This window comes from Acidisphaera rubrifaciens HS-AP3 (assembly GCF_000964365.1).
In the GTDB taxonomy this organism is placed as follows: domain Bacteria; phylum Pseudomonadota; class Alphaproteobacteria; order Acetobacterales; family Acetobacteraceae; genus Acidisphaera; species Acidisphaera rubrifaciens.
Genome location: NZ_BANB01000104.1, coordinates 1 through 19,424, shown reverse-complemented (window position 1 = coordinate 19,424; position 19,424 = coordinate 1). Strand labels below are relative to the sequence as shown.

23 protein-coding genes, 1 tRNA gene and 1 pseudogene are annotated in these 19,424 nt (G+C 69.1%); 14 read left to right on the top strand and 11 right to left on the bottom strand.

Annotated elements, in window-relative coordinates:
* From hisH to B8460_RS04150, 7 genes are all read left to right on the top strand, one after another.
* Window positions 1-558 (top strand): imidazole glycerol phosphate synthase subunit HisH (gene hisH / locus B8460_RS04180; RefSeq protein WP_048860313.1); only part of this gene is annotated, 558 nt, incomplete at its 5' end.
* A gap of 1 nt (window position 559) precedes the next feature.
* Window positions 560-1,156, top strand: coding sequence for a GNAT family N-acetyltransferase (locus tag B8460_RS04175; RefSeq protein WP_084623223.1), 597 nt, complete (start codon window positions 560-562; stop codon window positions 1,154-1,156).
* On the top strand, window positions 1,143-1,907 hold the full coding sequence (gene hisA / locus B8460_RS04170) for a 1-(5-phosphoribosyl)-5-[(5-phosphoribosylamino)methylideneamino]imidazole-4-carboxamide isomerase (protein ID WP_048860312.1): 765 nt from the start codon (window positions 1,143-1,145) through the stop codon (window positions 1,905-1,907). The genes B8460_RS04175 and hisA overlap by 14 nt, the downstream gene beginning before the upstream one ends.
* 47 nt (window positions 1,908-1,954) lie before the next feature.
* A complete protein-coding gene (gene hisF / locus B8460_RS04165; protein WP_048860311.1) occupies window positions 1,955-2,728 on the top strand; it encodes an imidazole glycerol phosphate synthase subunit HisF in 774 nt (257 codons plus the stop codon).
* A gap of 5 nt (window positions 2,729-2,733) precedes the next feature.
* Window positions 2,734-3,243 (top strand): phosphoribosyl-ATP diphosphatase, encoded by a 510-nt coding sequence (locus B8460_RS04160; RefSeq protein WP_048860310.1) that lies wholly within the window; start codon window positions 2,734-2,736, stop codon window positions 3,241-3,243.
* Between the two features lie 51 nt (window positions 3,244-3,294).
* Window positions 3,295-3,675, top strand: a complete 381-nt coding sequence (locus B8460_RS04155) for a histidine triad nucleotide-binding protein (protein WP_048860309.1) — start codon at window positions 3,295-3,297, stop codon at window positions 3,673-3,675.
* 138 nt (window positions 3,676-3,813) lie between these two features.
* A complete protein-coding gene (locus B8460_RS04150; RefSeq protein WP_048860308.1) occupies window positions 3,814-4,158 on the top strand; it encodes a hypothetical protein in 345 nt (114 codons plus the stop codon).
* Window positions 4,159-4,231: 73 nt separating this feature from the next.
* Here the strand turns inward: B8460_RS04150 and B8460_RS04145 are convergent, their stop codons facing one another.
* Window positions 4,232-4,888, bottom strand: a complete 657-nt coding sequence (locus B8460_RS04145; RefSeq protein WP_084623222.1) for a BON domain-containing protein — start codon at window positions 4,886-4,888, stop codon at window positions 4,232-4,234.
* Window positions 4,839-5,378, bottom strand: a complete 540-nt coding sequence (locus tag B8460_RS04140) for a hypothetical protein (protein WP_148360338.1) — start codon at window positions 5,376-5,378, stop codon at window positions 4,839-4,841. Before B8460_RS04140 ends, B8460_RS04145 begins: the two co-directional genes overlap by 50 nt.
* A 164-nt stretch (window positions 5,379-5,542) precedes the next feature.
* On the opposite strand from B8460_RS04140, the gene B8460_RS04135 reads away from it, so the two are divergent.
* Together B8460_RS04135 and B8460_RS04130 are read left to right on the top strand one after the other, a co-directional pair.
* Entirely contained in the window at window positions 5,543-6,475 is a 933-nt protein-coding gene (locus B8460_RS04135; RefSeq protein WP_048860307.1) for an alpha/beta fold hydrolase, read from the top strand.
* Complete coding sequence (locus B8460_RS04130; protein WP_048860306.1) at window positions 6,472-6,867, top strand: hypothetical protein; 396 nt, start codon at window positions 6,472-6,474, stop codon at window positions 6,865-6,867. The genes B8460_RS04135 and B8460_RS04130 overlap by 4 nt, the downstream gene beginning before the upstream one ends.
* 19 nt (window positions 6,868-6,886) lie before the next feature.
* Here the strand turns inward: B8460_RS04130 and B8460_RS04125 are convergent, their stop codons facing one another.
* From B8460_RS04125 to B8460_RS04090, 8 genes are all read right to left on the bottom strand, one after another.
* Window positions 6,887-7,609 (bottom strand): glycosyltransferase family 2 protein, encoded by a 723-nt coding sequence (locus B8460_RS04125; protein ID WP_199445537.1) that lies wholly within the window; start codon window positions 7,607-7,609, stop codon window positions 6,887-6,889.
* Window positions 7,585-8,637: a radical SAM protein gene (locus B8460_RS04120; RefSeq protein ID WP_048860305.1), complete on the bottom strand. Its 1,053-nt coding sequence runs from the start codon at window positions 8,635-8,637 to the stop codon at window positions 7,585-7,587. The genes B8460_RS04125 and B8460_RS04120 overlap by 25 nt, the downstream gene beginning before the upstream one ends.
* Entirely contained in the window at window positions 8,616-9,980 is a 1,365-nt protein-coding gene (locus B8460_RS04115) for a glycosyltransferase 87 family protein (RefSeq protein ID WP_084623220.1), read from the bottom strand. The genes B8460_RS04120 and B8460_RS04115 overlap by 22 nt, the downstream gene beginning before the upstream one ends.
* 2 nt (window positions 9,981-9,982) lie before the next feature.
* Window positions 9,983-10,900 carry a TIGR04282 family arsenosugar biosynthesis glycosyltransferase gene (locus tag B8460_RS04110; protein ID WP_199445536.1) on the bottom strand — a complete coding sequence of 306 codons (918 nt, stop codon included), beginning with the start codon at window positions 10,898-10,900 and terminating at the stop codon, window positions 9,983-9,985.
* A gap of 44 nt (window positions 10,901-10,944) precedes the next feature.
* Complete coding sequence (locus B8460_RS04105) at window positions 10,945-11,304, bottom strand: PRC-barrel domain-containing protein (protein WP_148360336.1); 360 nt, start codon at window positions 11,302-11,304, stop codon at window positions 10,945-10,947.
* 110 nt (window positions 11,305-11,414) lie between these two features.
* Window positions 11,415-12,188: a molybdopterin-dependent oxidoreductase gene (locus B8460_RS04100; RefSeq protein WP_048860302.1), complete on the bottom strand. Its 774-nt coding sequence runs from the start codon at window positions 12,186-12,188 to the stop codon at window positions 11,415-11,417.
* Window positions 12,185-12,862: a cytochrome b/b6 domain-containing protein gene (locus B8460_RS04095; RefSeq protein ID WP_048860314.1), complete on the bottom strand. Its 678-nt coding sequence runs from the start codon at window positions 12,860-12,862 to the stop codon at window positions 12,185-12,187. The genes B8460_RS04100 and B8460_RS04095 overlap by 4 nt, the downstream gene beginning before the upstream one ends.
* Before the next feature lie 769 nt (window positions 12,863-13,631).
* A tRNA-Thr gene (locus B8460_RS04090) sits at window positions 13,632-13,706 on the bottom strand.
* Between the two features lie 201 nt (window positions 13,707-13,907).
* On the opposite strand from B8460_RS04090, the gene B8460_RS04085 reads away from it, so the two are divergent.
* From B8460_RS04085 to B8460_RS04065, 5 genes are all read left to right on the top strand, one after another.
* Window positions 13,908-15,230 (top strand): paraquat-inducible protein A, encoded by a 1,323-nt coding sequence (locus tag B8460_RS04085; protein WP_048860301.1) that lies wholly within the window; start codon window positions 13,908-13,910, stop codon window positions 15,228-15,230.
* Window positions 15,227-16,996 carry a PqiB family protein gene (locus tag B8460_RS04080; RefSeq protein ID WP_148360334.1) on the top strand — a complete coding sequence of 590 codons (1,770 nt, stop codon included), beginning with the start codon at window positions 15,227-15,229 and terminating at the stop codon, window positions 16,994-16,996. The genes B8460_RS04085 and B8460_RS04080 overlap by 4 nt, the downstream gene beginning before the upstream one ends.
* A complete protein-coding gene (locus B8460_RS04075; RefSeq protein ID WP_048860299.1) occupies window positions 16,996-17,604 on the top strand; it encodes a PqiC family protein in 609 nt (202 codons plus the stop codon). The genes B8460_RS04080 and B8460_RS04075 overlap by 1 nt, the downstream gene beginning before the upstream one ends.
* A 270-nt stretch (window positions 17,605-17,874) precedes the next feature.
* Window positions 17,875-18,162, top strand: coding sequence for a hypothetical protein (locus tag B8460_RS04070; RefSeq protein WP_148360332.1), 288 nt, complete (start codon window positions 17,875-17,877; stop codon window positions 18,160-18,162).
* Window positions 18,163-18,350: 188 nt separating this feature from the next.
* Complete coding sequence (locus B8460_RS04065) at window positions 18,351-19,067, top strand: haloacid dehalogenase type II (RefSeq protein WP_048860297.1); 717 nt, start codon at window positions 18,351-18,353, stop codon at window positions 19,065-19,067.
* Between the two features lie 24 nt (window positions 19,068-19,091).
* Here B8460_RS04065 and B8460_RS04060 read toward each other — a convergent pair.
* A pseudogene (locus B8460_RS04060) lies at window positions 19,092-19,424 on the bottom strand (translational GTPase TypA); the annotation flags it as partial.

Sequence of the window (19,424 nt, the reverse complement as noted above, 5' to 3'; positions counted from 1 at the left end):
GCCGGCTGCCGGGCCGAGGTCGCGATCACCGCCGATCCCGACGCCGTCGCCCGCGCCGACCGGCTGGTGCTGCCCGGGCAGGGGGCCTTCGCCGACTGCGCCGCCGGCCTGCGGGCGATCGACGGCATGGAGGAGGCGATCGTGGCGGCGACCGCCGCCGGCGCGCCGTTCCTCGGCATCTGCGTCGGCATGCAGCTGATGGCGGCCCGCGGACTCGAACATGCGGTCACGCCGGGCTTCGGCTGGATCGCGGGCGAGATCGCGCCGATGGACGCGCCCGGGCTGCGGCTGCCGCAGATGGGGTGGAATGCGCTGGATTTCGCGCCCGGCGCGCACCATCTGCTCACCGGCATCACGCCGGGCGACGACGCGTATTTCGTGCACAGCTACGCACTGCGCGGCGCCGACCCGTCCGAGGTGCTGGCCACCGCCGACTACGGCGGGCCGGTCGTGGCTTTCGTCGCCTCCGGCAACCGTGCCGGGACCCAGTTCCATGTCGAGAAATCGCAGGAGGTCGGCATCCGCATCCTGAGCAATTTTCTCACCTGGGCTCCCTGACATGCCGTCACCCGAGCTGACCGGCTACGGGACGCCGCCGGCCCCCATCAGCGGTGACCGGGCGGTGGTGGACCGGCTGACGGAAATCAGCGACGAAGACCTCAATGCCCTGTGCGAGGCGGCCGACGCCGCCATCATCGACGGCGGCGGCTTCGGCTGGGTGACGCCGCCCGGCCGCCTCGCCATGGAGAGCTATTTCCGCGGCGTGCTGCTCGTGCCGGAACGGGAGCTGTTCGTCTGCCGGCTCGACGGCGTCATCGTCGGGTCCGCCCAGCTTGTCCGTCCGCCGCGCAACAACGAGGCACAGGCTTTCGCGGCGACGCTGATGCACGCCTTCGTGGCACCCTATGCCCGCAGCCACGGGCTCGCCCGCATGCTGACGCGACGGGTGGAGGAAAGCGCGCGGGCGCAGGGCTATCAGGTGCTGAACCTCGACGTGCGCGAGACGCAGTCGGCGGCGATACGGCTGTACGAAAGCCTCGGCTATGAATGCTGGGGCATCCATCCCGCCTATGCCCGCGTCGCGGGTGCCACCATACGCGGGTTTCACTTCTACAAGCTGCTCAAGCCCCTGCCGAGGCGCGATGGCCGACGCTGACTTCACCGTCTATCCGGCGATCGACCTCAAGGACGGCGCCTGCGTCCGGCTGCGGCAGGGCGCGATGGAAAGTGCGACGGTCTATGGCACCGATCCGGCGGCGCAGGCCCGCGCCTGGGCCGACGCCGGCTTCGGCTGGCTGCACGTCGTCGATCTCAACGGCGCCTTCGCCGGACGGTCGGTCAACGCCGACGCGGTGCGCGCGATCCTGGATGCGGTGACCATCCCCGTGCAACTCGGCGGCGGGCTGCGCGACATCGCGGCGATCGCAGGCTGGCTCGCGGCGGGCGTCACGCGGGTCATCCTGGGGAGCGCCGCCGTGAAGACCCCGGCGCTGGTGGTCGAGGCATGCCGCGCCTTTCCCGGCCGCATCGTCGTCGGCATCGATGCCCGCGAGGGGATGGTCGCGACCGAGGGCTGGGCCGAAGCCTCCGCCCTGCCGGCGGCCGATCTCGCGGCGCGCTTCCGCGATGCCGGCGTGGCGGCGATCATCTACACCGATATCGGCCGCGACGGGATGCTCGGCGGGCTGAACCTCGAACAAACGGCGGCCCTTGCCCGCGCGACCCCGGTGCCGGTCATCGCGAGCGGCGGCGTGGGCCGGGCGGAGGATCTGCGCGCCGCCGCCGCCACGCCCGGCATCGCCGGCGCGATCGTCGGGCGCGCGCTGTATGACGGTCGCGTGACACCCGACGAGGCGCTGGCCTGCCAGCGCCCCGCGCCCGCCCGCGCGGGCGGGGCTCTGCGCTGACATAACAACGCTTGCCTCGGCAACGCCGTCTGGCGTTCAAGGACCACGTGCTGAAGCTGCGTGTCATCCCCTGCCTGGACGTCAAGGACGGTCGCGTCGTGAAGGGCGTGAACTTCGTCTCGCTGCGCGACGCCGGCGATCCGGTCGAGCAGGCCGCCGTCTATGACGCGGCCGGCGCGGACGAGCTGTGCTTCCTTGACATCACCGCGAGCCACGAGCAGCGCGACACCATCCTCGACGTCGTCGCCCGCACGGCGGCGCGCGTGTTCCTGCCGTTCACCGTCGGCGGCGGCATACGCGCGACGGACGACATGCGCCGCCTGCTGCTGGCCGGGGCGGACAAGTGCAGCATCAACTCCGCCGCCGTCGCCCGCCCCGAACTGGTGGCCGAGGCGGCGACCAAGTTCGGCAGCCAGTGCGTCGTCGTCGCGATCGACGCCAAGCGGCGGCCTGACGGCGGGTGGGAAGTCTTCACCCATGGCGGCCGGCGCGGCACGGGGCGCGACGCCGTCGCCTGGGCGCGCGAGGTGGAGGCGATGGGCGCGGGGGAAATCCTGCTGACCAGCATGGACCGGGACGGGACCGGCGCCGGCTTCGATGTCGGGCTGCTGCGCGCCGTGTGCGGCGCCGTACGCCTGCCGGTCATCGCCTCGGGCGGTGTCGGCACGCTCGCGCATTTCGTCGAGGGGGCGATGGCCGGCGCGACGGGGCTGCTCGCCGCCAGCGTTTTTCATTTCGGCACGTTCCGCATCGCCGAGGTCAAGGCCGCGCTCGCCGCCGCCGGCCTGCCGGTGCGGCCGCCCCCCGCCCGCGCCGCGTGACGACCATGGCGAAGGGAGCGAAGAAATCGGGCCGGACCAAGGTCGCCGCCACTAAGGCATCCACCAAGGCGACCACCAAGGCCATCCTCAAGGGCACCGGCAAGAAGCGTGGCAAGCGCGCGGTCCGTCCGGTGCTCCCGGTCCCCGCCCAGACCGGGGCGGACGTGCTCGACCGGCTGTGGGACGTGGTGATGGACCGGCGCGGCGCCGATCCCGGCGTCAGCCACTCCGCGCGCCTGCTGTCGCGCGGAACCGCCAAGGTCGCGCAGAAGTTCGGCGAGGAGGCGGTCGAATGCCTCATCGAAGCCGTCGCCGGCAACCGCGAGGCGCTGATCAGCGAAAGCGCCGACGTGCTGTATCACCTGATCGTCGTCTGGGTGAACGCCGGCATCCGCGCCGACGAGGTCTGGCACGAGCTGCAGATGCGCGAGGGCATCAGCGGCATCGCGGAAAAGGCGTCGCGCGCGCGCTCGATCTCCAACGCCCTGGGCCTCAACACCACCAAGATACCCTGAGCGCTTCGGCCGCGCCGCCCGCGGTCGCGTTCATTGTGGAGGAAACCGGACATGCCCGTCAGTGGCCTTCCCCCCTACGACGACACCAACATCTTCGCCCGCATCCTGCGCGGCGAAATCCCGTGCCGCCGCGTGTTCGAGGACGAGCACGTGCTGGCGTTCCACGACATCAATCCGCAGGCGCCGGTGCATGTCCTGGTGATCCCCAAGGGCGCGTATTGCTCGTGGGCGGACTTCAGCGCGCGCGCGACGGACGCGGAAATCGCGGGCTTCGTGCGCGCGGTCGGACGGATCGCCCGCGACCTCGGGCACGAGACCGACGGCTATCGGCTGCTCGCCAATGTCGGGGTCAACAGCGGCCAGGAAGTGCCGCATTTCCACATCCATCTGTTTGCCGGCCGCCCGCTCGGCCCGATGCTCGCGCGCCCCTGACGGCGGCGGCCGAGTCCGTAACGAAGTGTGAATCGCTTCAGCGCGGCCGATGCCCTGATTTCGCCATAACTGCCTCACCGGACGGGCCGGACGGAGAGTGGTCTCCGGCGGCACCGGACGGCGAGACAGGAGAGCGACATGGCAACAACCGGCAAGTTCCGTATCTTCGGCGCGCTGATCGCTGGCGCCGTCGCATTCGGCATCGGCAGCGCGGCGCGGGCCGACGTGCTGTTCCATAACACCACCGGGCACACGGTGTTCTTCGGCGTCACCTGCGACGGCCAAGGCGTCGATCAGTGGACGCTCGCGCCCTACGGCAACCGCAGCCTCGTCTGCAACAACGGCGCGCAGGAGATGCGGGTGTTCATCAAGACGGCCCACGGCGCGGACACCGTGACGGTGCGCGCGACGGTGTGGGACGGCAGGACCTACAACCTCGGCTACGATGACGACGGTGACGTGAGCATCGCGCGACGCGGCTGACCGGGCCGCGCGACGTCTGGGGGGACAGCGGGCCGGCGGAGACGCCGGCCCGCCGCTTGTACGAAGGCCGCCGTCAGGCGACGACGAGCTTATCCTCCACGTGCGTGACACCCGGCGCGGACCATGCGGCGCGCTCGGCGGCGGCCCGTTCGCGCCAGTCATGCACTTTGCCCGACAGCTTCACGGTCGAGCCCTGCGTCTCCACCGTGATGCCGGCGGTGGTCTCGGCGAGGTTGCGTTGCAGCGCATCGACGATCTTCCGCCGCACCTCCGCGGGGCCCGCCGCATCGTGGCGCGGCCTGACGGTGATCTGATTCGCCACCATCACAACGCCGTGCAGCTTGCGCACGTCATCCTCGGCGGCTTGGCGCTGATACCGCCAGTCCACCTCGCCGGTGAGGGTGACGAAGCCATGCGCGACATGGACCTGGATCCGGTCGCGCGGCAGCGCCGCGTCCCATGCGAGCGTCTGCACCGCCCGATGCGTGATCGCCTCGTCGCTCTCCCGCAGGTTGGGCGGCAGCTTCACCTCGATGTCGTTGGCGATGCCCCGCACGCCCTTCACCCGCGCGGCAGCCTTCTCCGCCCGATGCTTCTCGTTGAACGTCGCCACATGGCCGAGCAGCGTGACGACACCCCCCTCGGCGGTGACCGCCACGTGGACGGCGTCGATGCTGGGGTCAAAGCTGAGCTCGTCGAGTACCGCCTGCCGCAGTTCCGTATCCGTCATGATTGCCTCCCTGCCGATCGTTGTCCGCCATGATGGTGTCCTGCCGCGCGGCCATCGGCCGCGGCGGCTTCTGGGCGCCCGTGGTCGGGGCCGCGACCGCGCCGGCCGACGCCGTGGTGGGCGCGGTCGCGGCGAGGGGCGCGGTGCCGTCCTCGAACGCGTCCACCAGTGCCTCCGCCGCGGCGAAGACGTGCTCGGCGAACCGGTCGTTGATCCGCCGGTAGGCGTCCACCGTGATGTCGTAGCGGGCATGCATCCCCGTCAGCGACCGCAGCGCCGCATCGTGCGGACGCGCGGTCGGCGGGACGCTCCACTCGGCCGCCCGCGACCCGTAGATCGATCGCACGAGATCGAACTGCGCGAGGCTTGCCTCCATCAGTCCGTGGGCGAGTTCCGTATAGGCACGCGACCAGCACGCCAGCCCGCGCTGAGCACCTGCGATCGCGGCTTCGGGGCGTATCATCCCTGTCTGGATGGTTGCGTCCGACATGAGCTTATCCTCGCGCTGTAACCATCCCCAGAACATGCCGCGGCCGCACCATGCCGCACTGATGTGAGTCAAGCGGTGCGAAACAAACTCCCTCTGCGGCGGGGATTGCGCGCCCCGCCGGACCGCCGCATTATGGTGCGGACGTTCCAAAACGGGAGGCGGCCGTGATCCAGGACGATCTGGCCCGCACTGAGGGATTTCGCACACGCTGGCCGCACGCCGCGCGCTATGCGCGGGTCAACGGCTGGCGGATGCACTATGTCGACGAGGGGCACGGCGATCCCGTGCTGCTGCTGCACGGCAACCCGACCTGGGGGTTCCTCTACCGCGACGTGATCCCGCCGCTGCTGCAGGCGGGCTACCGGGTGATCGTGCCCGACATGATCGGCTTCGGCCTGTCGGAGAAACCGCCGCGCGAGCAGGCCCACAGCCTCGACGGGCACATCGCCAACCTGACCGGCCTCGTCCGGCAGCTCGACCTGCGCCGCCTCGCGGTGGTCTGCCATGACTGGGGCGGCCCGACCGGGCTTTCGTTCGCGATGAACAATCCCGACCGCGTGCGCGCCCTGACGGTGATGAGCACATGGGCCTGGGCGGCACCGCCGGCGGAGTTCCACACGCGCGTCTTTCCCTGGCGCACCATGCACGCGCCGCTCGTCGGTCCCTACCTGCTCGGCCGCCACAACGTCCTCGCCGGGCGGGGGGTCTACCTGTCCGTCGTCGACCGCGAGAAGTTCCGGCGCGAGGCGCAGCCGGTGTACGAGGCGGTGCTGCCGGACCCTGCCGCGCGCCTGCTGACCTGGACATGGCCGCGCTGGATACCGCTCGACGCCGAGGCACGCGCCGCCCGGCGCTTCGCCTGGCTGGAGGAGCGGCTGGCGCGGTCGGCGCTGCCGACGCTGATCGTCTGGGGACGCGAGGACGACGTGTTCGACGCCGCGACCTTCGCCGCCCGCTTCAAGCGGCTGCTGCCGCACGCGGACGGCCCGCATCTCGTCACCGGCCGGCACTTCCTGCAGGAGGATTCGGGCGCGGCCATCGGCGCTCTGATCGCCGCCTTCCTGGGCCGGCTCGACGGCGGGGGAGCGGTGCGATGACCGAGGTCGCGATCATCGACGCGCCCGCCGCCGGGGACACCCGGCGCGAGCTGCTGCTGACGGAAGACCGGCTCGGCCACTATCCGGAGTTCCGCGCCTTCTTCATCCGCGCCTTCGACCTCGACCGCGTCGGCCTCGCGCGGCCGGGTCATGTCCGCGCCCCGTCGGGCCTCGTCTATGCCCTGGTCTTCGTCGGACGCAGCGGCGAGGCATTCCCCTGCGGGGTGGAGATCCACGCCGTGGTCGACGCGCTCGAACCGCTGGACGAGGCGGTGGCCGACCGCGATCTGTGGTCCATCCTGCAATGGATGATCGCGGGCGTCGGTCCGCCATGGACGGTCGAGGACCTGCGGGCGACGGGTCGCCTCTACCGCATTCCGGCGGCCGGCTGACGGCGGCACCGCGGCCGGATTATCGGCCCGACGCCCCGCGACCGCTGCCCGATGTGGCGACCCGGCAGAAGGTCGCTGCAATGCGGGTACTCGCGTTCAGTGTGCCGCGAAGGGAGCCGGCAACCTTCGACCGGCCGCCACCGCGGCGGCGATAGGGCAACGGCACCTCCAGGATACGCAGACGGGCGCGTGCCGCCTTCATCTGCATCTCGATATTCCAGCCATACGTCATTTCGCGCATGTCAAGAGATCCGAGCGCCTCCCGTCTGATGGCCCGAAAGGCGCACATGTCGCTGAACCGGACTCCATACAGCGCGCCCATGCCGAAGCCGGCGAACCGGCCGGCCAGGACCTGGTGCCAGAGCATCGCGCCCGGCTCCCGCGCGCCTCGCGTGCGAGACGCCAGCACGAAATCATGCGTGTCATAGAGGACCGGCCGCGCGATCCTGGCAATCAGGTCACCACGGTCCGCACCGTCACCGTCCATGAAGGCGATGACCACGCTCGACGGATGGGCGGCCCCGGCCCCCAGCGCGCAGGCGCGGCCGTAGCCGCGTCCCGCATCGATCACGCGCGCGCCGGCCGCACGCGCTTCCGCCTGGGTGCCGTCCGTGCTCCCGCCATCGGCGACGATGATGTCGCGCCGATAGGGTGGCGGAATCTCGCGGATGACGCCGCCGATCGTGTCCGCCTCGTTGAAGGTCGGAATGACGAGCGTCAGAGGCTCCATCGCATCCCGCAATTCTGGCAAGGGGCGGGCGGGGCGTCGGAGAGCAGACTGCCACGAAACTCCCGATAGGCAGGGCTGTTCCAGATTTCGCGGAGGTCGTCCTGGGTGGCGTCCCCGAGCGTGTAGTTGGCATAGCCGCGCGCAGAGAACGGCGCGATGCAGCACGGCAGCGCACGCCCGTGCGCGGTGAAATACATCAGCGACCACGGGCGCCGGCACGCGGCCCAGGCGCGGTCATCCTGCCGCTTGAGGCTGAGACCGGGTTCCGTCGCACCCGAGGCGTCGAGCGTCACGCCGAGCGGGCGAGCCATTTCCTGCGCCGCCGCGATCGCCTGCCGTTCGGTCTCCTGCGTGCTTTCGAACAGCGAATTGCCCGCCGTGGCCTTGCCGTAGCCGGCGTCGTCGAACACCAGGCGCTGCAGATGCACCTGTGTGACACCCATCCTCGCCGCGAGGCGCACGAATTCCGGCAGCTGGGCGACGGTTTCCTTGAGGCCGGTCAGCCAGAGCGACACGCGGGGCGTGGTCGCGCCCACTTGCTTCTGATACGCGATGAACTTGCCGACATCGCGCACGATGCGGTTGAAGAAATCCTTGCCCCGGATCTTCGCATAGGACTCGCGATCCGCCGCGTCGAGCGAAACACGGAGCTCGTCGAGGCCGGTGTCGATCAGCTCCTGGAAGCGTCGCGGCTGCATCAGGGTGCCGTTGGTGTTGAACAGGACATACGTGCCCCGTGCCTTGAGGTAGCGGATCATGTCCGGCAGGTTCTTCACCAGCATGGGCTCGCCCACCCCATGCATCACGACGCGGGCGACGTTCGGCACCTGATCGACGATCCGGGTAAACAGGTCCCAGCTCATATCCGCGGGAGGTTCGAGTTCCTCGAACGTGCGCGGACAGGTCTCGCAGAGGAGGTTGCAGCGGTTGGTGACCTCAAGATAGAGGCAAACGGGCAGCTGCGCGGCCACGTCGGTGCGATCGGCGCCGACCTCCTCGAAATAGCGACGCGGATCCTTCAGGATCGTCGCAGCGGACATGGTCTCTCTCCGTGTTGGGGGCCGCGCCGGAACCTGATCGCCCGCCAGGGGCGAAGATCCGCGAGCAGCAGCAGGATGGCGGGGACGTAGACGAGCGAGGGCCAGAAGAAGCGATCCCCCGGCACCGGCTCCTTGATGAGCAGGATCGGCGCGGTCGCCAGCCAGATCAGGGCGCGGGACGGAGCGACGACCGCGGGCAGCGCCAGCCACGCGAAATACCAGTGGTAATGCGGGCTGATTGCCGCCATGGCGACCGCCGCCAGCAGACCCGTATCGCGACACAGCGCCTCGGCATCGTTCTCGATCGGCCGCCGGCGGAGAATTGCCACCGCGACGCAGAGGAAGATCAGGACAACGCCGCCGGCATAAACCGCCGCCGCTTCACGCGGGAGCGGCAGGAGCCGGGCAAGCCCGGCCAGCAGCCAGACACCCTGGCCGGAGTCGATGCCCTCCTCCCGCCCGTAAGAGGGCAGGAAACCGAGGACGTGCCACCCGGCACTGCTGTACAGTGCGTAGCCGCAGACGATGACCGCGAGTCCGGCGAGTGTCAGGCGCCAGAAACGCCCCCCGCGGATGAAGGCCGGAACCGCCACCAGGGGAAAGAGCTTCACCAGGACCGCACCGGCCAGCGCCGCCCCCGCCCAACCGTCCCTGTGTCGCGCCCGTAACAGCAAGGCCAGTCCCAGCAAACCGACGGCGACCGCATCGACATGTCCGTCGCTCGCAAAGGACCAGAGGACCAGCGGGTTCCACGCGTAAACAAGGACCCGTTCGCGCGGCAGTCCGGCCAGAGACAGCAGGTGGAGCAGGCAGACGACGCCAACCGCCTCGAACCCAAGCATCATCAGCCGCATCGCCGTGACGCTGTCGGACATCCGGCCAACCGCCGCGAACACGAGTTCCGCGACGGGTGGATAGATCGTGCGTGCATAGGTCGCGCGATTGATCCTCGGGTAGATCGCGCGATCCCGCAAAGCTGCCAGGGCAGGATCGGCCGGGACGTAGCGATAGGGATTGATGCCGGCGGCCTGCACGCGACCGTCCCACACGTAGCGAAAGATATCGCTCGACAGGATCGGCGGCTGGATCAGCAGAAGACCACGCAGCGCGACCGCCACGCCGAGCACGACCCAGACCGTCCCGCGTGGCCAGGTGTGACGCAAAACGAGCCGGACGGCCGCGAAATAGAGGCCGGACGACAGCGCGAGCAGGCCGACAAGAATGGCCACCCGCACGGTGCGGGCTGTATCGAAACTCGCAGGAATATCGAGAAGGAGGGCGAGCACCGTCAGAGTCAGCAGTGCCGCCCCGAGCGAACCCAGCCGATACAGCGGCCGCCTCATCGTCATGCGACGCAGGGCGAGCGGCCGAACGCTTCGAGCCCGAGCATCTGCAACGCACGACGCGTGCATACCGCATCGGAACCGTCCTGTCCGCGCACCAGCCGTTCCAGCGCCGCCGCATCGTCGATGTCGTACCAGGGCGGCAACTCCACGAGATCAAGGCCGAGTTCGGCCGCCCGCATGCGCGTGGCCGCGGCCACGGTGTCCGTGCTCCAGGGGATGTCGGCGAACAGCCGCGCATGGGGAACGCGCATGCCGAGGAGGTAGTATCCGCCGTCGTCGCACGCCCCCAGCACCACGCGCCGATCGTCTCCGACGAGGAGAGCCTGCGCGGCGGCGACAAGAAACTCCGTCGGAAGCGTCGGTATATCGGAGCTGAGCACGCACGCGGCGGGGTGGGCCGCCGCGAACAGCTGCCGGATGGCATGCAGCAGGCAGCGACCGAACCCCTCGACGCCGTCGGGAACCGGGATGGAACCATCGGCCAGAACGCGGCGCGTGCCTTGCGCCAGATGAGGGACGAGGGTTTCCTCCGCCCCCACCGGCGCGTAGGCGGCATAGCCGGAAATCGGCACCGACCGCGCCGCCCGCGCGATGTTTGTCGTGGTATCGCGCAGGAACGCGGCGCTCAGCGCCGACGCCTGTTCGGGGCGCAAGGGTGGACAAAGCCGTGTCTTTGAAAACCCCGGTCGCGGGACTTTTGCCATCACGCCGATGGCGCAAACTCCACTGGCTGAGGCGCGCATCCCATCCGGCTCGCCTCTTTGTCCATGCATCGCGGAGACCACGCTGTACCCTTCCATCGCGGCGAATGCGTCGGCCATGGCCCCCGTGTCGGCGAGGCGATCGTCTTGGGCAGCACCGCAGACTCCTTGTTCTGCGGAGGTCGGCAAAGGGTTACAGGTCTCGTGGTCTTTCACGAACGACAGTTCGATGACCGAGAAGGCTCCAGCGCTCTGGTCCGTCAGTGCGAGGGTTTGGCGAGGCCGACCTTGATGACCGTGTCACCCGCGGCGTCGGAGACGCCGGCACCGGAGAATGTGGGGAATGCGCGGAGTTGTTGCGGCGTATAGGCGACGATCTCCATGTCCTGGCCGAGCAGCACCATGGCGTCGATGGGGACCACGATCGGGCGAGCGCCGAAGCCGAGGAAACCGCCGAAATCGACCACGACCATGATCCGACCATTGTGATCCCGCACAATCCGGCGAACCCGGCCGAGGACGTCCTGACTCTCGACGGGACGGAGAACGTCCCTGCCGACGAGATCACCGACGCGCACCGGCTGCGGGAACCGCATCGCGGTGGAGGCGGCGAGGCTCATGCCCGGCGGCGGCGGCATCCCCCCGGGGGTCGGACTCTGGGCATGCGCCGAAGCGATCGCCGCGGCGACGGACCCCGCCCAAATCAGCAGCCTGAGCGGCGCTGCCCGTGTCATAGCCCGGCGAACCAGGGAAAGCCTTTTGCTTCCCAAAATCCGCCAGGGTAGGTGTTCGTGACCTCGATGGCGGTAATCCATTTGGGATTCTTGTATCCAAGCTTCGTCGACATGCGCAGTCGCACCGGATAGCCGAACGGATCGGTCAGGGTGTCGCCGCCATAGGCGGTCGCCAGCAAAGTCTGGGGATGCAGCGCGGTGGCCATGTCGATGCTGCTGGGGTAATCATCGGCCGTCCTGAAGGCCACGTATCTGGCACGCAGATCCGCGCCGACATGCTCCAGGAAGCTGCGCAGCGTCGGGCCGCTCCAGCCGCCGATATAGCTCCATCCCTCGACGCAGATATGCCTGATCACCATCGAGCTTTGCGGCAACGCCTGCAGATCCTGCACTGTCCATGGCCGCTTGTCCGCCACCAGTCCGGACACCTCCAGCCGCCATGTGGCCCCATCGACGGGCTTGACGTTCATCACATCGTAGTAGGCGTTGAACTTGGGCGGACGCAGGATCATCGAGGCAGGGTAGGTCGGCGCAAGTTTGTTCGGGTTGAACAGGAGCGCCTGGACATCGTCGTTGAGACGGGAAATCGCCAGCAGGGCCGATTTGACTGCCTCCGGCCGCTTCACGTCGCAGCCGGTCAGCATGACGAGTGCGCCGAGCGACAGTCCGCCACGAAGGAGCCCGCGCCGTTCCAAAGAGTTGATCAGGGGCCGATGATTATCAAGAATCGCCGGATCAGGGAGTGAGTCTGGACGAAACGGCGACCTCATGTCGCGTGGCCTCCCTCGACCCGGGTGCGGGGCTTCAGCTTCGGACCGCCGGTCAGCATCGCCCACAATGTCTTCGGCACGAACAGCGCAAGAGTTACATGAATGATCAGAAAGCCGACGATCACCGTCATGCCGGCAAAGTGCAGCACGCGGGCCGTCTGAAATCCGCCGAGCAGCGAAACAAGCCCGGAGAACTGCACGGGCTTCCAGATTGCGATCCCGGTGACAACTTGGGCGATGCCCGCGAGAATGACGATGATGTAGAGAAGCTTCTGGACCGCGTTGTAGACCGTGATGTCCTCGTGCGCGATCTTGAGATGCAGGGTATCGACAACGGTTCGCACGATTTCCGCCGGCCGGATCGGCAACAGCTTCTCCCGAAAACGGCCGGTCGCGAACCCGTAGCCCAGATAGAACAGACCGTTGATGACGAGGAACCACATGCCGGCGAAGTGCCAGTTGAGGCTCCACGCCGCCCAGTCGCCGAGCCGCCAGAACGGACTGAAATGAAAGCCGCGGACAATGACGTCGTCGTCATAGATCCCCCAGCCGGAGGTGATCATGACAAGCATCACCGCGACGTTCACCCAATGCATGATCCTGAGCGGCAAGGGATGCAGCCGACGCCCGCCGCCAGATGGTGGATGAGCGGCCACAGCCGTTTCGGTTTCCATCGGATACACTCGCACAATTCGGATAAAGCGTTGGGTGCAGCATACGCGTCGAAGGCGGTCCCCTCGCGATCGGTCGGGGTGCCACGTCGGATAAGTTGCCTCTTCCCGATCATCGCCGCGGTAAGCGCCTTGAATGGTACTCTCCGACCGATCGCGCACACGACCTGTCCGCCTGCCCGCGTCCGATATGGCTGCCTCAGTCCACACCGCACAGTTCGCTGCCCTGTTGAGCAGGGTTACAGGCGACGAGGATAAAATACCCCGAGACCCCAAAGCACGAGGTTCCGCGCTCCGGACAACGTCTCGTGATGCAAGAGGAAGGATCCACCGCCCGCCGCCACGGACGGGACCGGGGGCGGTGGAGGTGGCAGCGCGGATGCCAGGCTGCGTCGTGGCCAGGCACACGGTTACAATGAAATGTCAGTCCGCAGGTCGGTCAGGCCGGGCGGAGAAGTCTCTGTTCGGCCGACCGTCGCCGTGGGTTACCCCGCGCCCCGGTGGCACCCGCGCCGGCGCTTCGCCCATGGGCGGCGGCGATGCGTCGGCGGGACACCAATCGCGTTTGCGGGGACAGCCACCCCGCGGTTCCGCCGGACGCCGTCATTCCGGCGACGTGGCGAATGCGGTTCGGCACCGTTTCGGCCCAGGCCCCCGGCCGGCGGTCACGCCAGCCCAGGTGTCCGGTGCCCCCTGCCCGGCCGGGAGATGCCCGCACGCCGCCCCCCGGGACACCGGCGAACCACTATATGTCTGACTATACGGAGAAACCTGGTGCCGACGCTCGGACTTGAACCGAGGACCTACTGATTACGAATCAGTTGCTCTACCGCTGAGCTACGCCGGCTGCCGGAGGCGGCGCTCTATAGCGCGCGCCGCCGGGGGCCGGCAACCGCCGCGGGGCGGGGACGTTGGACGGCGTCACCCGAGCGACATGTGACAGCGGGAGCCGCCGTGGCACCATGGCCTTTGGGCGGGCTGGAGTGCCGGCGGGTTGCCGCGCCGTCACGGTCCCGCTACTTCTGACCGACCGAGGATGCCAAGCGTGATGCCGACCGGCGAGCCGGCCCTTCCCACGACGCCGTCGGCCGCGCCGTTCGGCCGCCTGCACGAATGCGCCGATTGCGGGCAGCGCCAATACGTGCCGCATCCCGCGCCCGGCGACATCGCCGCGTGCCTTCGCTGCGACAAGGTGCTGCGGCGGGGACAGCGCGACCCCCTGCCACGGACCCTGGCCCTCGGGATCACCGGCATCGTCCTGCTGCTGATCGCCTGCACGTCGCCCATGATGGATGTCAGCACCACCGGCATGGACCGCACCGCCACGCTGCTCACCGGGCCCGAGGGGCTGGAGCTGCACGGCTTGTGGGAGCTCGGGCTTCTGGTCGTATTGACCACGATCGCGGTGCCCCTCGCGCACCTGACCGGACTGACCTGGGTGGTCGGCACGCTGCGCCTGACGCGGCCGCCGCGTCACCTGCCGCGGCTGTTCGGGCTGCTGCAGCATCTCCGGCCCTGGTCGATGGTGGAGGTGTATCTGGTCGGCCTGTTCGTCGCCTACACCAAGCTGCGGCAGCTCGCGCATATCGAGACCGGGCCGGCGCTGTGGGCGCTGGTTATCCTGATGCTGGTCGTCGTCGCCGTCGATGCCCTGCTTGATCCGGAGGCGGTGTGGGAGACGATGGAACGGCGCGGGGTTCTGCGGCGCCTGCCCGGCTGCGCGCCCGACGACGGCATCGCCTGTCACGTCTGCGGGGCGGTGACCGATGCGCCGGAGGGTGCGTACTGCCCGCGCTGCGAGAGCCGGCTGCACGCCCGCAAGCACGCCAGCCTGCAGCGCACCTGGGCGCTCGCTCTCGCCGCGACGGTGCTCTACGTGCCGGCCAACGTCCTGCCGGTTCTCACCTACGTGGAGCTGGGCAGCGGCCAGCCGAGCACGATCCTGGGCGGCGCGCGCGAATTGCTGGACGGCGGGCAATGGCCGCTGGCGCTGATCGTGTTCCTCGCCTCGGTCGCGGTGCCGGTGCTGAAGCTGCTGGGGCTGTTCACCATGCTGATCACGGCACAGCTCGGCCTGACGGCCCGGCTGCAGGACCGCACCACGCTCTACCGCGTCATCGCCCTGATCGGCCGCTGGTCGATGATTGATATTTTCATGGAGAGCATCCTGGTGGCGCTGGTTCAGTTCGGCGGGCTGGTACGCATCGAACCCGGCTACGGCGCGCTTGCTTTCGCCGCCGTCGTGGTGCTGACGATGTTCGCGGCCGAGAGCTTCGATCCCCGGCTGATGTGGGACCGGGCGGCGGAAACCGCGGCCCGCCGCACACGGTCGCGGCCGGCCGTCCCCGCCGAGGCGGTGTCGGCGCAATGAGCGGCGGGTCCGGGGACGAAAGGCCGGAGTCCGGGCGGCCGGACGGATCGCCGCCGCCCCACGACACCGACGGGGAGACGGAGCGGGCGGCGCCGGTGCAGGCGACGCTGCGCGCCTCGCATCGGCGGCGATTCAACCTGATCTGGATCATCCCGATCGTGACGGTCGCGATCGGCCTGTATCTGGCGATCACGACGATCCGCAACCACGGTCCGACCATCACCATCACCTTCAACTCCGCCGAGGGGCTGAAGGCCGGGCAGTCGCAGGTCCGCCACAAGGACGTGGTGCTGGGCACGGTGCGCAACATCCGCCTGTCCGACGACTTCTCCCATGTCATCGTCACCGCCGAACTGCATGCCGGGTATGACCGGCTGCTGACCTCCACGACACGCATCTGGGTGGTCAAGCCGCGCTTCTTCGCGGGCAACATCAGCGGGTTCGAAACGCTGCTGTCCGGTGCCTACATCGACCTTCTGCCGGGTGCAGCGGGCGGCAAATCGCAGCGCGACTTCACCGGGCTCGAAAACCCGCCGGTGCTCGAGGAGAACACGCCCGGCCGCACCTTCGTCCTACGCGCGGACCGGCTCGGCTCGCTCAGCCAGGGCTCGCCGGTCTTCTACCGCGACATGTCGGTGGGCGAGGTGCTGGGCTGGGACGTGGGCGAGATGGCGAACTACGTCACCCTGCGCGTCTTCGTCCGCGCGCCCTTCGACAAGTATGTCCACGAGAGGACGCATTTCTGGAACGCGTCCGGCGTCAACGTGTCTCTCAGCGGCACGGGGCTGCAGGTGCAGGTCGAAAGCCTGCGGGCGATCCTGTTGGGCGGCATCGCCTTCGACAACCCGCCGAAGGAGCCGACGGCGACCGAAGCCGCGGCCAACCAGGAATTCCCGCTGTACAAGGACAAGGAAGCGGCCGACAGCGCCTCGTACGGCAAGCCGCTCTATTTCGAGGCGTTCTTCGAGGGCTCTGTGCGCGGCCTGTCGCAGGGGGCGACCGTCGATCTGCGCGGCATCAAGATCGGGCAGGTGACCGGCATCAGCCTGCGCTACGACCGCAAGAACGACCGCGTGCTGATCCCGGTGCAGTTCGAGGTGCAGCCCGACCGGATCGCCGACAACGAGCTTGCCACCCGCCACGACGTCGCGCGCGTCGTCAGCGACCTCGTCCGGCGCGGGCTGCGCGCGCAGCTCACGAGCGCGAACCTGATCACCGGGGCGCAAAGCGTGTCGCTCGACATCGATCCGGACGCGCCGCCCGCGGAGATGACCCGCGACGGCGACCGCTTCGTCATTCCCAGCCTGCGGGGCGGCGGTCTCGACAACATCACCGCGTCGATCAGCCAGCTTCTGCAGAAGGTCAACGCGATCCCGTTCAAGGCGATCGGCGACAACCTCAACACCGCGCTCGCCGGTGTCGCCGGCGTGGCGAACGGCGCGCAGCTGCGTGGTGCCCTGACGGCCATGCAACAGGCGCTCGCCTCGGTGCAGGACCTCACCCAGAAGCTCGACCGCGAGGCGAGCCCCGCCCTCGCGCGCCTGCCGGCAATCGCCCAATCCCTCAGCGAGACGGTCGCCCACGCCAACCGCCTCGTGAGCTCCGTCGATACCGGCTATGGCGGCGACAGCCGCTTCAAGCGCGATCTCGACCGGCTACTGGCGCAGCTGAACGAGACGGCCAGCTCGGTCCGCGTGCTCGCCGACCTGTTGACCCGCCATCCCGAAGCGCTGATACGCGGGCGCACCAACACCGGAGCGGAATGATGAAGCGCCGCACGCTGCTGCTGGCGGCAGCCCTGCTGCCTGCTGCCTGCGCCTCACCCGATCCGCGGCTGTACACGCTGCGCGCGGTGCCCGGGCCGACCCTCACCGGCGGCCCGCGCGCCATCACGCTGCGCCAGGTCTCGCTCGCCCGCTATCTCGAACGGCCGCAGATCGTGCGCTCGTCGGAGGATTATCGCCTCGATGTGCAGGCCAACGACTGGTGGGGCGAGCCGCTCGCGGCGATGGTCGGCCGCGTGCTGGGCGAGGATCTGACCCAGCGCCTGCCGGGAACGCAGGTCTTCAACGAGGCGGGGGCGATCAGCCCGGACTCCGACGCCCGTATCGAGGTCAACGTCCTCCGTCTCGACGCCGACGCATCCGGCGCGGTCGTGCTCAATGCACAGGTCGCGATCGCCGGCCCGACCGGCGAGCCGACGGCCCATGAGGTCCGCCTGACGGTGCGCCCGACGGACGGCACGCTGGAGTCGCAGGTGGCTGCTACCAGCCAGGCGGTCGGACAGCTCGCCGATGCGATCGCGGCACAGGTGGCGCGCGGCGGCCCCGCCGCCTCCGGACGCCCGGCACGCCGGCACCGCGCGCGGCACTGACACGGACGCGACTCAGTCGCGCCAAATACTCCGATGTATAGCTGCCATTCGCCGGCGGCATCCGGTCATGCCTGCTATTCAACGGCGCGATGCATCCAACTCGCCAGTAGGCAAATCGGCCAAGACTTCGGGTCATTTCCCCTATTTTCGACATGAGACTTAGGCCGACCATGCGCGTGGCCGGCCGCACGCTGCGGTGCAATATGCGTCCTGTCCGGTGAGGGACAGATGAACTTCAAGTCCCTCCCGAGTTAGCAGGAGTTAAGAACTATGATCCGTCGCACTCTTCTGGCAGCCGCCGCAGTATTCGCTCTCGGCACCGGCGCCGCGATGGCGCAGAGCGTGACCCCGACGCAGGTCGGCTCGTTCGTCTATGACGCCCAGGGGCACGTGATCGGCAGCCTCAAGGCCGTCGAGGGTAATCAGGCCGTGGTGTGGATCGGCATGTTCAACACCCCCGGCAACCACCTGACGACCGTTCCGGTGACGCAGCTGGCCGCCAATGGCGGCGAACTGGTGCTGAACGGCGCCGCCGCCGACAGCCTCGCCTCGCGCTGAACGCGGCGTCCACCGCGCCCACGCGGGCGCGGCAGACGGCCCCACGGCAGCCGCGAGATGACGGATTGGCCCGCCGGCCCCCAAGCCGGCGGGCCTTTTCGTGCGCCCCGCCGGATGGTTCCCTGCCCCGGACAACAAGATCAGCGGGTCGGCGCGAGACGGGCGCGGGCCACAGCCGGGAGCGAACGATGTCCACACAGACGGCGATGGCCGAGACGATCCGCGCGGGCGTGCAGGTCTGCATGTTCGACCAGTACGGCACCGTCGTGGACATGCAGGGCGGCCTGATCGAAGTTGCGACGCCCTATCTCGCGGCCAAGGGCTGGCGCGGCGACCCCGGCGCCTTTGTGACGTGGTGGCGGCGCACGCATTTCGAAAACTCGATGATCGACGCGCTGCTCGACCGCGGCCATACCTCGTACCGCGAGATCGGCGAGCGGGCGGTGGCGCATGTGCTGGACCGCGCCGGCATCGCGCACACGCCGGCGGAGGTGCGCGATCTCGTCGCCGCGATCGAGCGGCTGCGCCCGTTTCCGGAAGTGCCGGCGGCGCTTAACCGGCTGCGGTCGCGCTACCGCCTGGTCGTCCTGTCGAACGGCGATCCCGACATGCTGGAAGCCGGCGCCCGTCATCACGGCATCGCCTTCGACCGCCTCATCTCCGTGGCGGAGGCCGGGGCGTTCAAGCCGCACCACGCGACCTATCGCACGGCGGCGCGGCTGCTCGATCTGCCGCCGGATGCGATCCTGTTCGTGGCCAACCACGCCTTCGACTGCGTCGGCGCGAAGGCGGCGGGGATGCGCACCGCCTTCATCGACCGCCGCCGACGCCCGTTCGGCGCCGCGCCGTATCAGCCCGACCTGATCGTCCCCAGCATGACGGAGCTGGCCGCGCTCATCGCATAGGGCGCGCCCGCCACGGCGGCCAGTTCAGGCGGCTTCGGTCTCGGACCGGCGCTCGCTGCGCTTGCGCTCGTGCGGATCGAGGAAGCGCTTGCGCAGGCGCACCGCGCCGGGCGTGACCTCGACCAGCTCGTCGTCCTCGATATAGGCGATCGCCTGCTCCAGGCTGAGCTTGCGCGGCGGTGTCAGCAGAAGCGCCTCGTCCTTGCCGGCGGCACGGATGTTGGTGAGCTTCTTCTCCTTGATCGGGTTGACCTCAAGGTCGTTGTCCCGCGAGTGCTCGCCCAGAATCATGCCCTGGTAGACCTTCTCGCCCGGCGAGACGAACAGGGTGCCGCGCTCCTGGAGGTAGAACAGCGC

Bases quoted from the DNA above. Each gene is read 5' to 3' on its own strand.
- B8460_RS04175 (WP_084623223.1), top strand. From the start codon at position 560: ATGCCGTCACCCGAGCTGACCGGCTACGGGACGCCGCCGGCCCCCATC.
- hisA (WP_048860312.1), top strand. From the start codon at position 1,143: ATGGCCGACGCTGACTTCACCGTCTATCCGGCGATCGACCTCAAGGAC.
- B8460_RS04160 (WP_048860310.1), top strand. From the start codon at position 2,734: ATGGCGAAGGGAGCGAAGAAATCGGGCCGGACCAAGGTCGCCGCCACT.
- B8460_RS04155 (WP_048860309.1), top strand. From the start codon at position 3,295: ATGCCCGTCAGTGGCCTTCCCCCCTACGACGACACCAACATCTTCGCC.
- B8460_RS04150 (WP_048860308.1), top strand. From the start codon at position 3,814: ATGGCAACAACCGGCAAGTTCCGTATCTTCGGCGCGCTGATCGCTGGC.
- B8460_RS04145 (WP_084623222.1), bottom strand. From the start codon at position 4,888: ATGACGGATACGGAACTGCGGCAGGCGGTACTCGACGAGCTCAGCTTT.
- B8460_RS04140 (WP_148360338.1), bottom strand. From the start codon at position 5,378: ATGTCGGACGCAACCATCCAGACAGGGATGATACGCCCCGAAGCCGCG.
- B8460_RS04130 (WP_048860306.1), top strand. From the start codon at position 6,472: ATGACCGAGGTCGCGATCATCGACGCGCCCGCCGCCGGGGACACCCGG.
- B8460_RS04120 (WP_048860305.1), bottom strand. From the start codon at position 8,637: ATGTCCGCTGCGACGATCCTGAAGGATCCGCGTCGCTATTTCGAGGAG.
- B8460_RS04115 (WP_084623220.1), bottom strand. From the start codon at position 9,980: ATGAGGCGGCCGCTGTATCGGCTGGGTTCGCTCGGGGCGGCACTGCTG.
- B8460_RS04105 (WP_148360336.1), bottom strand. From the start codon at position 11,304: ATGAGCCTCGCCGCCTCCACCGCGATGCGGTTCCCGCAGCCGGTGCGC.
- B8460_RS04100 (WP_048860302.1), bottom strand. From the start codon at position 12,188: ATGAGGTCGCCGTTTCGTCCAGACTCACTCCCTGATCCGGCGATTCTT.
- B8460_RS04095 (WP_048860314.1), bottom strand. From the start codon at position 12,862: ATGGAAACCGAAACGGCTGTGGCCGCTCATCCACCATCTGGCGGCGGG.
- B8460_RS04085 (WP_048860301.1), top strand. From the start codon at position 13,908: ATGCCGACCGGCGAGCCGGCCCTTCCCACGACGCCGTCGGCCGCGCCG.
- B8460_RS04080 (WP_148360334.1), top strand. From the start codon at position 15,227: ATGAGCGGCGGGTCCGGGGACGAAAGGCCGGAGTCCGGGCGGCCGGAC.
- B8460_RS04075 (WP_048860299.1), top strand. From the start codon at position 16,996: ATGAAGCGCCGCACGCTGCTGCTGGCGGCAGCCCTGCTGCCTGCTGCC.
- B8460_RS04070 (WP_148360332.1), top strand. From the start codon at position 17,875: ATGATCCGTCGCACTCTTCTGGCAGCCGCCGCAGTATTCGCTCTCGGC.
- B8460_RS04065 (WP_048860297.1), top strand. From the start codon at position 18,351: ATGTCCACACAGACGGCGATGGCCGAGACGATCCGCGCGGGCGTGCAG.